Source organism: Agromyces mediolanus, assembly GCF_014648575.1.
GTDB lineage: Bacteria > Actinomycetota > Actinomycetes > Actinomycetales > Microbacteriaceae > Agromyces > Agromyces mediolanus.
The window spans coordinates 1,074,316-1,088,576 of record NZ_BMRJ01000001.1; the positions used below are offsets into that span (position 1 = coordinate 1,074,316).

Here is a 14,261-nt window from a genome sequence, read left to right on the forward strand (position 1 = left end):
CGCACTCGGTGCGCAGGCCGCACCCGATGATCCGTCTCAGGCGTTGGGGCAGTTCCTGGGGGCGGATCTGCTGCAACTGCAGGCCGCGGACCTGGCCTACGCCTACGCCTCGGATCCGGGCGGTCCGCCCAGTGAGGCCGACCCGTTCGATCTCGCGGTGCTGCAGGCCCTGGGCCTGCAGGTCGATCTCATCGGGAACGGGCTGGTGCAGGTGCCGTTGCTGACCGACGGGACCGGGCCCGGCCTGTTGAACCTCGGCGAGATCGGGGTGATCAACAGCTACGCCGGCACCGCGTCCACGACGGACTCGGTCGCCGCGTCCGGCGCGGTCGCCGATGACGGCACGATCTCGGTGTCCGAGGACGCCGACCCCGCCGACTTCGGCAACGCGACGGTGAATCTCACCGATCTGCTCGACCAGCTCGGCGTCGCCGCCGTGACCGACCAGCTCATCGACGAGGCGTCCCTGGAAGTCGGCGCCCTCGCCACCCGCGCCGCGAAGAACGGCGGCACCGGCATCACGAGCGACTACCGCGTCACCGACCTCGGGCTCGAGCTCTCCAGCCCCGCCGTCGCAGCCCTGGCCACGCAACTGCGCGGCACCCTGGGCACCGCGTCCACCGAACTCACCAGCGACCTCGAAGCCCTCGCCGGGCCCGGCGGGGCCGTGCAGAGCGTCGTCGACGCGATCGCCGACATCCAACTCCTCGGCGTCGCATCCGTGAGCCTCGGCGACGCGACCATCGCCGTGACCCCGCCGAACCTGAGCCAGCTCGTGGACCAGCTCCTCGGCGGACCCAACGCGATCCTCTACAGCGACGACGGCGCCATCAGCGTGAACCTCACCGACGGCACCATCTCGGTCGACCTCGCCGAACTCGTCAACCCCGGCGGGCCGAACCTGAACGGACTCCCCGCCAACACCAGCGTGCTCACCCCTGAAGTCATCGGGATGATCACCGACGGCGTCAACCAAGCCCTCGGCAAACTCGTCGGACACCTCACGGGGGGCCTCGACGCCCTCCTCGAATCGACCCAAATCAGCCTCAACGTCGGGCTCAGCGTCGTCGCCCTGCCCGCTCTCGGCGGCCTGCAACTCGTCAACGCACCCATCATCATCAACGGCACCCTCACCCAGTTCCTCAACGGCACCGCCACCATCGACGCGTCGGGTATCCGGCTCCTCCCCTCCGCCCCGAGCTGCCTCGGTGCATCCGTGGGAGGCATCTGCATGGGCGTCGACATCAACCGCCTGCTCGGCACGGTCCTCTCGACCGTCACCGAGACGCTCGCGCCCGCGATCCTCGCCGGCGTCGCTGCCCCGCTTCAGGCCGTGCTCACGGCGTCGAGCGCCGCAACCACCGCTGCGTTGAACGGCGTCGTTCAGGGCCTGCTGGAGCTGCTGCGCCCGGCGCTCGACGGCCTGCTCGCCAACCTCGCGGTCATCAGAATCAACGAGCAACCCACTGAAGCGCCGCTGAACGAGGCCGGCGGCGACCTCGGGCCGGGCTCGTTCACCGTCCGCGCGCTCAGCGTCACGCTCCTGCCGAATGTCGCGAACACCGATCTCGCGAAGGTGACGCTCGCGTCCTCGACGGTGCTCGCCGCGGACGACGTCGTCGTGCCGGTGGTGGTGCCGGTGCTGGTGGCGTTGTCGCCGTCGGAGGGGCCGGTGGCTGGTGGGACGTCGGTGACGGTGTCCGGGTCGGATCTTGCGGGTGCGACGTCGGTGACGGTCGGTGGGGTGTCGGTGCCGTTCGAGCAGGTGAGCGGGTCGGAGATTCGTTTCGTGACGCCGCCGGGGGCGGCGGGGCCGGTGGATGTGGTGGTGTCGACGCCGGGTGGGTCGAGCAATCCGCTGCCGTTCACGTACGTCAGCGAGACGGATGCTGGCAACGGCAACGGCAACGGCAACGGCAACGGCAACGGCAACGGCAACGGCAACGGCAACGGCAACGGCACCGGGAACGGGAACGGCAACGGCAACGGCAACGGCAACGGCAACGGCACCGGGAACGGGAACGGCACCGGGAACGGGAACGGGAACGGCACCGGGAACGGGAATGGCACCGGGAACGGGAACGGGAACGGGACCGGCACCGGGAACGGGAACGGCACCGGGAACGGGAACGGGACCGGCAACGGGAACGGCAACGGCAACGGCACCGGCACCGGCACCGGGAACGGCAACGGCAACGGGAACGGCACCGGGAACGGCGTCGGCACCGGGAACGGCGTCGGCACCGGGAACGGCGTCGGCACCGAGAGCACCAACGCGACCGGCTCGGGCTCCGGCGGCGCCTCGACGGAGCGCGACGCGCTTACGGGCGGCTCCCGCGGGGCGGGCGCGTCCGATGGTCTCGCCTCGACGGGCATCGATCTGGCCGTGGCCGTCGGTGCGATCGCCGCCGTCCTGGCCGGGCTCGGCGCGATCGTGACGTCTTGGCTCGGCGGTCGTCGGAAGGCCGGCGTCCGACGCGGCCAGCGCGCCTGAGGGAGCAGCGCAGCGGGGGCCGGTGCACTGCACCGGCCCCCGCTCCATCACCATCAGGCGCGCGGCTGCCGCCAGCCGACGCGCGGACCGAAGCGCGAGACGTCGAGCGGATGCCTCGTCCGCTCCGCCCCGACGGCCGCGAGCGCCGAGATCGGCAGCGCGGCATCCACCCGAGCGAGCCAGTACGCCGTGTCGTCGGTGCGCCGGCTGACGTCGACGGCGGCCCACACCTCGTCCGGCCGGAGCTCGGCGATCGCAGTGAGGTCGTCGTCGAGGCCGACCGACACCGCGAGCACGACCGCGGCGTGCTGCTCGACGGCACGCATCCGCGCGGCCAGCGCCGCCCGCCGGTCGGGCACGTCGGCCTCGGAATCCGCCGCCCGGCCGTGCAGCAGCAGGGGTGCGCCGGCCGCCTGGCCGATGAGTCCGCGCGCCGCCGTCTCGGCGTCGTCGCCGAGGCCGAGGACGAGCACGAAGTCGCCCGCGGACGCGCGGTCGGCGACGAGCGGGATGCCGGGCGCCTCGAGCTCCACGAGCGAGGAGCGCACGGCCTCGAGCACGATCGGGCGGTCCTCGGCGTCGGCGAGCTCCGGCTCCGGCGAAGCGCTCGCGACGCCGTCGCCGCCCGGGCCATCCGCCGCCGGCGCTGCCACCGGGGGCGCCGCCGGTGCCGCGAGCGGCGGCACCGCGATCGCCCGCTCGACGTCGGCGAGCAGGGTCGCGAAGGCTCGGCTCGACGTCGAGGCCTGCGGGCCCGCGGCCGGCTCGATCGCTGCGGCCGCGCGGGTGGTGGAGGGGCCGGTGGGGCCTGCGCCGCCATCCGCCCGGTCCGCGTCGGCGAGGAGCGCCGCGATGCCCGCGCGGTCCACGCGCTCCGGGTCGATCCCGCCCGCGGGGGCCGCGTCGTCCGGCACGATCACCGTCGCCTCGATCTCCTCGTGCGCGAGGAAGCGGCCGAGCCCCTTGCGGGTCACCCGGGTCGCCTCGGTGATGCGGGCCTCCGGCCCGTAGGCGAGGAGCACCTGCATGCGCAGCTCCTCGAGACTGGCCGCCTTACGCCGGAAGCTCGGCATCGCTCCGGATCACCCCCACGGTCTCGATGGTGGCGGCGCCCGCGGACGCCTGCTGGTAGGAGAGCACCGGGGTCCCCGGCGACTGCGCCGCGACCAGCCGGTGCACGGCGGGCCGGAGCGCGGGAGCGCACACGAGGACCGCCCGGCCGCCCTCGGCCTCCGCCGAGCGGATCCGGTCGCGCACGCCCGTGAGCACGCGCTCGATCGTCTCGGGCGGCAGCAGGATCTGGCTGCCGTGCTCGCTCGGCCGCAGCCCCTCGAGCATGCGCTGCTCGAGCATCGGGTCGATCATCACCACGCGGAGCACGCCGTCGTCGGCGAACGCGGCCGGCAGCACCGCGCCGAGGGCGTCGCGGGCGGCCTCGACGAGCAGCTCCGGGTCGGTCGTCGTCTTCGCCCGCAGCGAGACGGCCTCGTAGATGCGCGGCAGGTCGGTGATCGGCACCCGCTCGGCGAGGAGGCCCTGCAGCACCCGCTGCACCTCCGCGAGCGACAGCGGGGTCGGCGTGAGCTCCTCGACGGCCGCCGGGTTCTCGGCCCGCACGCCCTCGGTGAGCACGCGCACGTCCTCTCGGCTGAGCAGGCGCGCGGCGTGGTCGCCGACGATGCTCGACAGGTGCGTCACGATGACCGACACGCGGTCGATCACGGTCGCGCCGAGGAGCTCGGCGTTTCGGCGCGACTCCGTCGGCACCCACTTGCCGGCGAGGCCCCACACGGGTTCGATCGTCGGTTCGCCGGGCAGCGACTCCAGGTGGTCGCCGAGCGCCAGGGCGCGGCCGGGCGGCGCCTGCCCGCGGCCCACCTCGACGCCCGCGACGCGGATCGAGTAGGTCGACGGCGGCAGCTCGACGCTGTCGCGCGTGCGCACCGGCGGGATGACGAAGCCCATCTCCATCGCGAGCTTGCGCCGCAGCGCCTTCACCCGGGCCAGGAGGTCGTCGGCCGAGCCGTTGACGAGGTCGACGAGGTCGGTGGCGAGGCCGATCTCGAGGGCGTGCACCCGCGCCTGCGCGAGCAGGTCCTCGGTGGTCTCGGCGCGGGGCGCCGCCGCCTCGATCTCGTCGGCCCGAGCCTGCTGCTCGGCGGTGCGCTCCCTCGTGCGCACCCGCTGGGCGAGCATGGCGAGCACGATGCCGGCGCCGAGGAACGGCAGGATCGGCATCCCGGGGATGAAGCCCATCAGCACCGCGGCGCCCGCCGCGATGCCGAGCGCCGTGCGCGACTGCATGAGCTGCGCCGCCGCGCTGTCGCCCATGTCGGTCTCGCTGTTCGAGCGGGTGACGACCATGCCCGTCGACACCGCCATCAGCAGCGCGGGGATCTGGGTGACGAGGCCGTCGCCGATGGTGAGCAGCGTGTAGGTGTTCAGCGCGTCGCCGATCTCCATGCCGCGCTGCACCATGCCGATCGTGATGCCGCCGATGATGTTGATCAGGATGATCACGATGCCGGCGATCGCGTCGCCCTTGACGAACTTCGAGGCGCCGTCCATCGCGCCGTAGAAGTCGGCCTCCGCCGAGACCTCCTCGCGGCGGCGGCGCGCCTCGGTCTCGGTGATGAGCCCCGCGTTCAGGTCGGCGTCGATCGCCATCTGCTTGCCGGGCATCGCGTCGAGGGTGAAGCGCGCGCCGACCTCGGCGACGCGCTCGGCGCCCTTCGTCACGACGACGAACTGGATGACGACGAGGATGAGGAACACGACCGCGCCGATGATGATCGAGCCGCCGACCGCCACGTGCCCGAAGGCCGCGATGACCTGCCCCGCGTAGCCCTCGCCGAGCACGAGGCGGGTCGAGGCGACGTTGAGGCCCAGCCGGAACAGGGTCGCCACGAGCAGCAGCGAGGGGAACACCGAGAAGTCCAGCGGCTTCTTCACGAACATGGTCGTCAGCAGGATGACGAGCGCGAAGAGGATGTTCACGACGATGAGGGCGTCGAGCATCCAGGCGGGCACGGGCACGATCAGCAGCAGCAGGATGCCGACGACGCCGAGCGGCACCGCGATCATGGAGAGCCTGCGGTTCATCCGACACCTCCGGCGGGGGTCATGGTGGTCATGGCGTGCACGCCGGCGACGCTGCCGCGGCGGCGGAGGGCCTGCACGAAGGTGAGCACGACGGCGACGGCCTGGTAGAGCTCGACGGGGATCTCCTCGCCGAGCCGGCACGCGGCGTGCAGGGCGCGGGCCAGCGGCACGTCGCGCACCATCGGCACGCCGGCGCGCTCGGCCTCCTCGCGGATGCGGGCGGCGATGTGCCCCTTGCCCTTCGCGACGAGGCGGGGCGCGCTGCGCCCGGGCTCGTAGCGCAGGGCGACGGCGACGTGCGTGGGGTTCACGACGACGACGCTCGCGTCGGCCACCGCGGAGATCATCCGGTTGCGGCTCATCGCGAGCTGACGGGAGCGGCGCTGCGACTTCACGAGCGGGTCGCCGTCGGTGTGCTTCGCCTCGTCGCGCACCTCCTTCTTCGTCATCATCGTGTGCTTGCGGTTGCGGCGGCGCACGACGAGCACGTCGAGGGCGGCGAGCACGAGGCCCACCGCGACGGCGGTGACGACGAGCGCGGCGACGCCGTCCGACGCGGCCTGCAGCACGGTGGTGAGCGGCAACCCGCCCGCGCCGGCGAGGATCGGCATCAGCGACTGCACGACCGACCACAGCACGACGCCGAGCACCGCGGTCTTCGCGAGCGCCTTCGCGCCCTGCCAGAGCGCCTGGAATCCGAAGACCCGGCCGATGCCCTTCACCGGGTCGAACTGCTCGAAGCGCCAGAACTTGCGCCGGAAGTGCACGCCGCCCTGCAGCACCGCCGCGGCGAGCACCACGATCGAGACGACGACGAACGCGAGGCCGAGGGTCGGCAGCATCGAGGCGAAGCCGGCCTCGAGGGCCTGCGTCGCCGCGGCGCCCGAGGGGGCGGCCGCGACCTCCGCCACGAGGTGGAACTGCGCCACCGCGGCATCCGTCCCGACCGCGATCGTCGCGGGCAGCACGACGGCGATCGCACCGATGCCGATCCAGGCCGTGAGGTCCTGCGAACGCTGCAGCTTGCCCTCGCGGCGCACCTCGCGCATCCGCTTGTCCGTCGCCTGTTCGCTGCGCTCACCGACGTCGCTCATCGCTCACCACCCCTTCCGCATCGCGCCGATCGCGGTCTCCGTGAGCGCGTCGACGACGCCCGGGAGGGCGACGAAGACGGTGCCGGCGAGGGCGAGGGTCAGCAGGATCTTCAGCGGGAAGCCCATCGCGAAGGCGTTCAGGGCGGGCGCGACGCGGGTCAGCAGGCCGAGGCCCGCGTCGGCGAGGAACAGCACGACGAGCAGCGGCCCCGCGATCTGCGCCGCGGAGACGAGGATGCCGCTCGCCGCGTCGACCGCGGACTCCGCCGAGCGGGCCACGTCGATGCCGACGCCGAGCGGGATCGCGTCGAACGACTGGAACATCCCCATCAGCACGACGAGGTACGCGCCCGAGGCGGCCATCAGCGCGATCGCCGCGAGGTTGAAGAAGCGGGCGAACTGGGCGCCCTGCACCATCGACTGCGGGTCGAAGCCCTGCGCGAGCTGGAAGCCGCCGAAGAGGTCGAGCAGCCCGCCGGCCGACTGGATCGCGCTGAACACGGCGTAGACGAGGAAGCCGAGCAGCGCCCCCGTGCCGACCTCGGCGATGAGGGCGCCGAGGAATCCGGCGCCGTCGGGCGGCGTGTAGCCCGGCACCACGGCGGGCGACACGGCGAGTCCGAGCGCGAGCGCGAGCCCCGCCTTCACCCGCATCGGCACCGCCCGGTTCGAGAACGGCGGGGCGATCACGAGGAAGGCGGCCATCCGCACGCTCGCGAGCATCACGGCCTCGAGCCAGGCGGGGTCGAAGGCGAAGTCCATCAGCCGGCCCCCACGAGGCTCGGGATGCGCTCGAACAGCCCGAGCGTGAAGGCGACGATCTCGCTGATCATCCAGTGCCCGCAGACGACGAGCGCGATGCCGACGGCCACCGCTTTCGGCACGAACGAGAGCGTCACCTCCTGGATCTGCGTGATCGACTGCAGCAGCGAGATCGCGAAGCCCACGACGAGCGCAGTGAGCAGCGCCGGCGCACCGAGCTTCGCGGCGACGAGGAGGCCCTGGAGGCCGATGTCGAGGACGGCGGCGGTGTCCACTCAGCCTCCCCGGTAACTGGAGACGAGGGTCGTGGCGAGCAGGCCCCAGCCGTCCACGAGGATGAACAGCAGGATCTTGAACGGCAGCGAGATCATCACCGGCGGCAGCATCATCATGCCCATCGACATCAGCACCGCGGAGACGACGAGGTCGATGACGAGGAACGGCACGAACACGACGAAGCCGATGATGAACGCCGAGCGCAGCTCCGAGATGACGAACGCGGGGATCAGCGTCCACAGGTCGACCGCCGAGGGGTCGGCGGGGTTCGGGAGCCCTGCGGCCCTGGTCATCAGGGCGAGATCCTCCTCGCGGGTGAACGACAGCATCCAGTCGCGCAGCGGCGCGACGCCCGCCTCGAACGCCTGGCTCGCGTCGAGCTGGCCGGCGAGATAGGGCTGGATGCCGAGCTCGTTCACCTGCGCGAGCACGGGCTGCATCACGAAGAAGGAGAGGAACAGGGCGAGGCCCGCGAGCACCTGGTTCGGCGGGATCGCGGGCAGCGACAGCGCGTTCCTGGCCATCGCGAGCACCACGAAGATCTTCGTGAACGAGGTCGTCATGATCAGCAGCGCCGGGGCGACGGCGAGCAGTGTGATGCCGATGAGGGTGACGATCGCCGAGGAGGGCGTGCCGTCCGGGCCGTTGATGGACACGCCGAAGCCGCCCTGCCCGGGATCCACGGGGGCGACGGGGTCGCTCGGCGGAGTGGGGGCGTTGGGGTCGATCTCCACGGCGAAGCCGGCTGCGGAGGAGAGCACGACCCAGAGGAGCGCGATCAGGATGGAAGCGGCCGCGATGGCGGCGATCCGCAGAGGCTTCCCCGACCGGCTGCTGCCGGCCGAGGGGCGCGTCATATGCCGAGGCCCTCCTTCACCCCGGCGAGCGAGCGCTTCCATGTCTCGGCCGAGAGGATCGACCCGCGGCGCGATCCGTGCGATGCGGGTGCGGTGGAGGCCGCTGCGAGGGCGGCACGGCGGGTGACGGGCGCGTCGGCGTCGGCCGACGGCTCGTCGAAGATGGCGAGGGCGTCGAGCCCGTCGAGGACGTCGTCCTCACGGCGTGCCGCCGACGGCTGCGCGGATGCCTCGACGGGCACCGGCTCGGCGGGGGCGACGGCGGCGGCGAGCACCGCGTCGAACTCGGCGTCGGGCACCGGCGCCGGCCGGTCGCTCAGCACGGACACCCCGTGCTCGGTGACGCCCAGCACCAGACGGCGGCCGTCGGCATCTACGATCGCGACCGAGGCCTTCGGCGACAGCGACTGGCGCGCGACGACCTGGACGAGCCCCGCCTTCTTCGACCCCGAACGCCGCCGGCTGAGCTGGCGGTGCGCCACCCAGATGACGGCGAGGACGACGCCGAGGGCGACGACCACGCGGAGGACGAGGAAAACGGCATCCACTAGCGGGCGCCCTCCTGGGCGTCGAGGATGCGGGTGACGCGCACGCCGTAGTCCTGATCCACGACGACGACCTCGCCGTGGGCGATGATGCGGCCGTTCAGCAGGATGTCGGCGGGGGCTCCGGCGGAGCGGTCGAGCTCCACCACGGCGCCGGGCTCGAGGCCCAGCACGTCGCGCACCGTCATCCGCGTCCGGCCGATCTCGACCGTGAGCGCCATCTCGACGCCGTTGATGCGGTTCAGCCGCTCCTCGGGGTCGCCCCCGAGCGGGCCGCCCTGGCGGGCCGAGCGGCGCGGCCGCACGGCGAACCAGCCGACGATCGACTCGCCGTCGAGCAGCTCGAAGACCTCCGCGTCCGGGTCGTCGAAGAGCCCGGCGCCCTCGCGGACCTCGCCGAGCACGCCCGTGCCGTAGACGCGGGCCGCGGCGGCGAGCGCCGGGTGCACGAGGTTCTGCACGGCGAGCCCGTCGTGGGCGATCGTACCGACGCCAAGGAAGCCGACCGCGACATCGACCGAGACCTGCCCGACCGAGCTCGCCTCGAAGGATTCCGCCGGCGCCACCCGGCCGGCCGGGCCGCCGACCGTGTAGCCGTTCTCGCTCGGCAGGGCGCGGGCGAGCTCGGCGGCGGCGTCGGCGGCGAGCGCGGCGGAGGCGGTCGTGGTCATCAGGGGATCTCCAGGGTCTCGGTGATGGTGCAGGCGAGCCGGTTGCCGGTGCGGCCGATCGCGGCACGGCCGACGGCGCGACCGTCGACGGTGACGAGGAACGGCTCGCTCGCGGCGTGCGCGAGCGGGATCACGTCGCCGACGGCGAGCTCGAGGATGTCGTGCGGGGTGACCGGAACGGGGGCGAGGCCGACGCCGAGCGGCACCGGGGTCAGTTCGATCTGCGCCGCGACGAGGCTGCGGGCGCGGTCGGTCGCGACCACGGGGTTCGATTCGCCGAGGCCGCGCAGCACCGCGTCGGCCGGCAGCGCGAGGGTCGCCGTCGTCTCGCGCTCGGCGCACTCCACGATGAAGCTCGCGACGATCATGAGCGCGGACGTCGGCGCGGCCTGCGCGAACTGCGCCGTGTGGTGCAGCGAGTCGAACTCCGGACGGGCGGGGAGGATACGGCCGAGCGAGTACTGCAGGTCGTCGAGGAGGTCGTCGAGGAGCGCGCGCAGCAGCTGCTGCTCGATCTCGGTGAAGGTGCGCTCGGGCTCGATGCGCTCGCCGGAGCCGCCGAGCATGTGCGTCATCCAGCCGAGGGCGGCCGAGGCGGGGAACTGGATGACGGCCTTCGCCTCGTCGCCCGCGAGGCGGCAGAGCACCATCGTGGTCGCGGGCGGCAGCGAGGCGGCGTAGTCGTCGTAGGTGTGCATGCCGACCTGCAGGAACGTCGCCTGCGAGCGGGCGCGCACGTTCGCGGTGAGCTGCGTGCCCCACTGCCGGGCGAAGCTCTCGAAGGCGAGCTCGAGCACGCGGGAGTGCTCGCGGGCGAGCGTCGTCGGGCGACGGAAGTCGTAGGGCTCGGCGGCGCGCGTCGGCGTCTCGGCCTGCTCCTCGGTTCTCGTCAGCACGAATCCGACTATCGGTCGCGGTGCCCGGCGCGGTTAGCATCGCCCGCCGAGCTGGTTCGCTGAGCCCGTCGAACCGTTGGTTCGCTGAGCCTGTCGAAGCGCTGGTTCGCTGAGCTTGTCGAAGCGCTGGTTCGCTGAGCTCGTCGAAGCGCCCCTCGACAAGCTCGGGGAACCACCTGGCCCGCTGAGCTTGTCGAAGCGTGCCGGCCCCCTCGACAAGCTCGGGGAACCAGGCTGGTTCGCTGAGCCTGTCGAAGCGCCCCTCGACAAGCTCGGGGAGCCAGGGCGCCCCCTCGACAAGCTCGGGGAGCCAGGGCGCCCCCTCGACGAGCTCGGGGAGCCAGCCGAGCTACTGCCCCGCCGTCGTCGCGGCTTCGAGCTGGTCGTAGAGGGCGGGGAGCAGCGCCCGCACGTCTTCGGGCTGGTCGGAGACGACGACGAGGTCGACGCGGCGGTTCAGCGCCATCCCCTCCTCGTCGGAGCGCGCCGTGATGGGGCGGGCCGAGCCGTAGCCGATCGCGACCGCGCGCTCGGGCGAGAGCGAGCCCTGCTCGACGAAGTAGCGCACGACGCGGGCCGCGCGTCCACTGGCGAGTTCCCAGTCGGTCGGGAACGGCCCCGGCGAGCCGTGCGGGTCGGCGTGCCCCTCGACGCGGATCTCGTTCGGGATGGACGACAGCACGCCGCCCACGATCGTCAGCACCCGCTGCGCGAGCTCGCTGAGGTCCACGCTGTTGCCGGTGAAGTACGTCTCCGCTCCGACGAGCCGGATGATGAGGCCGTGCTCGTCGATGTCGAAGGCCACGGCCTCGCGCAGACCGGCCTGCTTCAGCGCGGCATCGATGCGGTCGCGGATCTCGACGAGGTTCTGCAGCTCCTGCTTCGCGAGGTCGAGCGGGGTCGGCTCCTGCTCCGTCTCCTCGCTGCGCAGCTCGGCGGGCACGACGTAGCCGTCCGAGATGTCCACCTTGTCGCTGGCCTCCTGGCCGAATCCGGTGGCGAGCGAATTGCTGAGCGCCTGGAACTTCTCGGCGTCGACGGTCGACATCGCGAAGAGCACGATGAACATGCACATCAGCACGGTGACCATGTCCATGTACGAGGCCATCCAGCGCTCGTCGTTGTGGACCTCGCCGTTCGCCGCGCGGCGCTTCCGCCGGGCGCTCATGCCGCCTCTTGCTGCTGCCCCAGGCCCGGGGCGATGGCCCGCAGGCGCTCGCCGAGGAGTCGCGGTTGACTGCCGGACTGGATGGCGAGCGCGCCCTCCATGACGAGGGTCATGTGCTCGGCCTCGAGCGTGGTGAGGCGGGCGATCCGGTCGCCGATCGGCAGCCAGATGAAGTTCGCCGACAGCAGGCCCCAGAGGGTGGCGACGAAGGCGGTCGCGATGGAGGGGCCGAGGGTGTCGGGGGAGTCGAGCTTCTCGAGCACGTGCGTCAGCGAGACGACCGTGCCGATGATGCCGATGGTCGGCGCGTAGCCGCCGAGCGCCTTGTAGAACTTCGCGGACTGCATGCCGTCGCGCTCCTTGGAGGCGATCTCCTCCTCGAGCAGCGAGCGCAGCTCGTCGCCGTCGGTGCCGTCGGCGATGTTCTGCAGGGCGTTGCGGAGGAACGGGTCGTCGGTCTCCGAGGCATCCTGCTCCAGCGAGAGGAGGCCCTCGCGCCGCGCCTTCTCGGCGATCTCGACGAGGCGGTCGATCGTGCCCTGCGGCTTCGCGGTCTTGCCGCGGAAGGCGCGGGGGAGCGCCTTGACCGCGCGGAACGCGTCGCCGAGCGTCGCGCCGGCGATGCCGACGGCGATGGTCGCGCCGAAGACGAGGGCCATCGGGGCGGGGAGGAGGAGCGCCTCGACGTGCGCGCCCTCGAGCGTGATCATCGCGTAGAGCGAGCCGAACGCGAGGACGAGGCCGATGAGCAGGGAGGGGTCCACGGTCAGTCCGCCTTCGGTGCCAGGGTCAGGCGGGTCACGGGGGCCGGGGTGCCGCGGTCGAGCTCCTGCGCGCGGGCGAGCACGCGGGCGCGGAACTCGACGATCCGCTCGATGACCTCTTCGACGGACTCCGTCACGACGTAGTTCGTGCCGTCGACCATCAGGAGCGTCGTGTCGGGGGTCGCGTGGATGCGCTCGACGAGGTCGGCGTTCAGCGCGAAGCTGCTGCCGTTCAGTCGTGTCACGACGATCATGGGGTCCCCCGAAGCTGCAGGGGCGACCGGGGCGGCCGCCGCTCTCCACTCTCGGCCGCGCGGTGTCCCGCCGTTAGGGGGCGCGGCGCGCACACGGTGGAGAACTCCGGCGCGAATATATCGAAAGCGATATTCTGGGTTCAGAAGGGCAGAGGGAACGGAGGGCCGCATGGAGATTTCAGCGAAGCGCGCAGCGCAGCTGCTGCGGGCCGCGAGGCTCAGTCAGAGCATTCCCCAGGCAGAACTCGCCCGACGTGCCGGCACCGCGCAGCCCGACCTGTCGCTCATCGAGCGGGGCCGGCGCACTCCGACGGTCGACACGCTCGAGCGGATCCTCCGAAGCGCCGGCCATCAGCTCATCGCGGCTCCCGTGCTGGGGCTCAGCGGAGTCGAAGCGGCGGCTGAGATTGCGTCGTCGATCGAGGGTGCTGACGGCGAGCGGGCGTTCCGGGTCTTCCTGAGCTACTCCGACGCGCTCAAAGCCGCCGATGCAACCGGCAGGGTCGTGCTCACCGCGGCAGAACCGGCCGCGATCGGCGACCCCAAGTGGGACGCCGCGGTCGCGGGGCTCAGTGCGTATTGGCTGGAACGGGGGCGACTCCCGATCCCTGGATGGCTCGCACGGGGAGATCGGAGGCTGCCGGAGGCGACCCCGCTCGACCTCGGACCGTACGTCGGTGCACCTGACCCTGATCGCGTACCGACGGCATTCCTCGAACGAAACGTGCTGCTCGACGAGTCGACCCTGGCGAGCGTCTGATGGCCGCACTGCTGGGGCTCGCCGAACTCGAAAGCGGACTTCGCGAGCTCGCCGCTCGGGTGCGAGCCGCGGGCATCGGCGGGGTGCGCATGTTCATCGTCGGTGGTGCGGCGCTCCGTCTCGGTTACTTCGATCGGCCCGCGACCTTCGACATCGATGCGCGGATCGAGCCGAAGGCCGTGCTTGCGCCGTTCATCGCCGATATCGCCGTGGAACGAGGCTGGCCGCTGGATTGGCTGAATGACGACGCGGCGAAGTTCATCCCCGGCTACGGCAAGACGGTCGAGTGGGTGCGATTGCATGACGACGCCACCATCTCCATCTGGCTCGCGCCCGCCGACGCATTGCTCGCGATGAAGCTCAAAGCGATGGAGGGGCGGCGGGGTCGTGATGAGCGCGATGTCGCCTACCTGCTCGCGATCAACGGCATCCGCCGCTCGGAGGACGCCGAGGAGTTGCTCGAGGAGTTCTTCCCAGGCGACGCGCTGAACGAGGCGGCCGCAGGGCGACTTGAGCGCATCTTCGCCGCAGGGCTCCCAGAAATCGAACCGGTGCGCGGGTCGGCGCTCGACTTGTAGGCGACCCCGCCGCCTCCGCTCGCGCTCTGAGGCACGCAGC

15 protein-coding genes are annotated in these 14,261 nt (G+C 72.1%); 3 read left to right on the forward strand and 12 right to left on the reverse strand.

The window, feature by feature from the left end:
- The coding region (locus tag IEY71_RS05110) for a choice-of-anchor G family protein (RefSeq protein WP_194483593.1) at positions 1 to 2,494 on the forward strand (2,494 nt) is incomplete at its 5' end.
- A gap of 53 nt (positions 2,495 to 2,547) precedes the next feature.
- Here the strand turns inward: IEY71_RS05110 and IEY71_RS05115 are convergent.
- The 12 genes from IEY71_RS05115 to IEY71_RS05170 form a co-directional block, all read right to left on the reverse strand.
- Positions 2,548 to 3,522: a hypothetical protein gene (locus tag IEY71_RS05115; RefSeq protein WP_189084182.1), complete on the reverse strand. Its 975-nt coding sequence runs from the start codon at positions 3,520 to 3,522 to the stop codon at positions 2,548 to 2,550.
- A 25-nt stretch (positions 3,523 to 3,547) separates the two neighbouring features.
- A complete protein-coding gene (gene flhA, locus IEY71_RS05120; RefSeq protein WP_189084183.1) occupies positions 3,548 to 5,596 on the reverse strand; it encodes a flagellar biosynthesis protein FlhA in 2,049 nt (682 codons plus the stop codon).
- Positions 5,593 to 6,690, reverse strand: a complete 1,098-nt coding sequence (locus IEY71_RS05125; RefSeq protein WP_189084184.1) for an EscU/YscU/HrcU family type III secretion system export apparatus switch protein — start codon at positions 6,688 to 6,690, stop codon at positions 5,593 to 5,595. Before IEY71_RS05125 ends, flhA begins: the two co-directional genes overlap by 4 nt.
- Before the next feature lie 3 nt (positions 6,691 to 6,693).
- Positions 6,694 to 7,452 (reverse strand): flagellar biosynthetic protein FliR, encoded by a 759-nt coding sequence (locus IEY71_RS05130; RefSeq protein ID WP_189084185.1) that lies wholly within the window; start codon positions 7,450 to 7,452, stop codon positions 6,694 to 6,696.
- Positions 7,452 to 7,727: a flagellar biosynthetic protein FliQ gene (locus IEY71_RS05135; protein WP_189084186.1), complete on the reverse strand. Its 276-nt coding sequence runs from the start codon at positions 7,725 to 7,727 to the stop codon at positions 7,452 to 7,454. Before IEY71_RS05135 ends, IEY71_RS05130 begins: the two co-directional genes overlap by 1 nt.
- Positions 7,728 to 8,585 (reverse strand): flagellar type III secretion system pore protein FliP, encoded by an 858-nt coding sequence (gene fliP / locus IEY71_RS05140; protein WP_189084187.1) that lies wholly within the window; start codon positions 8,583 to 8,585, stop codon positions 7,728 to 7,730.
- The gene (locus IEY71_RS05145) at positions 8,582 to 9,133 is read right to left on the reverse strand and encodes a FliO/MopB family protein (protein ID WP_189084188.1); all 552 of its coding nucleotides are present in this window, start codon (positions 9,131 to 9,133) and stop codon (positions 8,582 to 8,584) included. Before IEY71_RS05145 ends, fliP begins: the two co-directional genes overlap by 4 nt.
- Entirely contained in the window at positions 9,133 to 9,801 is a 669-nt protein-coding gene (gene fliN / locus IEY71_RS05150; RefSeq protein ID WP_189084189.1) for a flagellar motor switch protein FliN, read from the reverse strand. Before fliN ends, IEY71_RS05145 begins: the two co-directional genes overlap by 1 nt.
- A complete protein-coding gene (locus tag IEY71_RS05155) occupies positions 9,801 to 10,697 on the reverse strand; it encodes a flagellar motor switch protein FliM (RefSeq protein WP_229781532.1) in 897 nt (298 codons plus the stop codon). Before IEY71_RS05155 ends, fliN begins: the two co-directional genes overlap by 1 nt.
- Positions 10,698 to 11,046: 349 nt before the next feature.
- Positions 11,047 to 11,865 carry an OmpA/MotB family protein gene (locus tag IEY71_RS05160; RefSeq protein ID WP_189084190.1) on the reverse strand — a complete coding sequence of 273 codons (819 nt, stop codon included), beginning with the start codon at positions 11,863 to 11,865 and terminating at the stop codon, positions 11,047 to 11,049.
- Positions 11,862 to 12,629 (reverse strand): motility protein A, encoded by a 768-nt coding sequence (locus IEY71_RS05165; protein WP_189084191.1) that lies wholly within the window; start codon positions 12,627 to 12,629, stop codon positions 11,862 to 11,864. The genes IEY71_RS05160 and IEY71_RS05165 overlap by 4 nt, the downstream gene beginning before the upstream one ends.
- Positions 12,630 to 12,631: 2 nt before the next feature.
- Complete coding sequence (locus IEY71_RS05170) at positions 12,632 to 12,883, reverse strand: flagellar FlbD family protein (RefSeq protein WP_189084192.1); 252 nt, start codon at positions 12,881 to 12,883, stop codon at positions 12,632 to 12,634.
- Between the two features lie 169 nt (positions 12,884 to 13,052).
- Here IEY71_RS05170 and IEY71_RS05175 point away from each other — a divergent pair, with 169 nt between their 5' ends.
- Both IEY71_RS05175 and IEY71_RS05180 read left to right on the forward strand, forming a co-directional pair.
- Positions 13,053 to 13,643, forward strand: a complete 591-nt coding sequence (locus tag IEY71_RS05175) for a helix-turn-helix domain-containing protein (RefSeq protein ID WP_189084193.1) — start codon at positions 13,053 to 13,055, stop codon at positions 13,641 to 13,643.
- Positions 13,643 to 14,221, forward strand: coding sequence for a hypothetical protein (locus IEY71_RS05180; RefSeq protein ID WP_189084194.1), 579 nt, complete (start codon positions 13,643 to 13,645; stop codon positions 14,219 to 14,221). The genes IEY71_RS05175 and IEY71_RS05180 overlap by 1 nt, the downstream gene beginning before the upstream one ends.
- The last annotated feature ends 40 nt before the right edge of the window (positions 14,222 to 14,261 follow it).

What these genes read in the sequence shown, in the direction of transcription:
- IEY71_RS05115 (WP_189084182.1), bottom strand. Translation starts at nt 3,522, where the DNA reads ATGCAGGTGCTCCTCGCCTACGGGCCGGAGGCCCGCATCACCGAGGCG.
- flhA (WP_189084183.1), bottom strand. Translation starts at nt 5,596, where the DNA reads ATGAACCGCAGGCTCTCCATGATCGCGGTGCCGCTCGGCGTCGTCGGC.
- IEY71_RS05125 (WP_189084184.1), bottom strand. Translation starts at nt 6,690, where the DNA reads ATGAGCGACGTCGGTGAGCGCAGCGAACAGGCGACGGACAAGCGGATG.
- IEY71_RS05130 (WP_189084185.1), bottom strand. Translation starts at nt 7,452, where the DNA reads ATGGACTTCGCCTTCGACCCCGCCTGGCTCGAGGCCGTGATGCTCGCG.
- fliP (WP_189084187.1), bottom strand. Translation starts at nt 8,585, where the DNA reads ATGACGCGCCCCTCGGCCGGCAGCAGCCGGTCGGGGAAGCCTCTGCGG.
- fliN (WP_189084189.1), bottom strand. Translation starts at nt 9,801, where the DNA reads ATGACCACGACCGCCTCCGCCGCGCTCGCCGCCGACGCCGCCGCCGAG.
- IEY71_RS05160 (WP_189084190.1), bottom strand. Translation starts at nt 11,865, where the DNA reads ATGAGCGCCCGGCGGAAGCGCCGCGCGGCGAACGGCGAGGTCCACAAC.
- IEY71_RS05170 (WP_189084192.1), bottom strand. Translation starts at nt 12,883, where the DNA reads ATGATCGTCGTGACACGACTGAACGGCAGCAGCTTCGCGCTGAACGCC.
- IEY71_RS05175 (WP_189084193.1), top strand. Translation starts at nt 13,053, where the DNA reads ATGGAGATTTCAGCGAAGCGCGCAGCGCAGCTGCTGCGGGCCGCGAGG.
- IEY71_RS05180 (WP_189084194.1), top strand. Translation starts at nt 13,643, where the DNA reads ATGGCCGCACTGCTGGGGCTCGCCGAACTCGAAAGCGGACTTCGCGAG.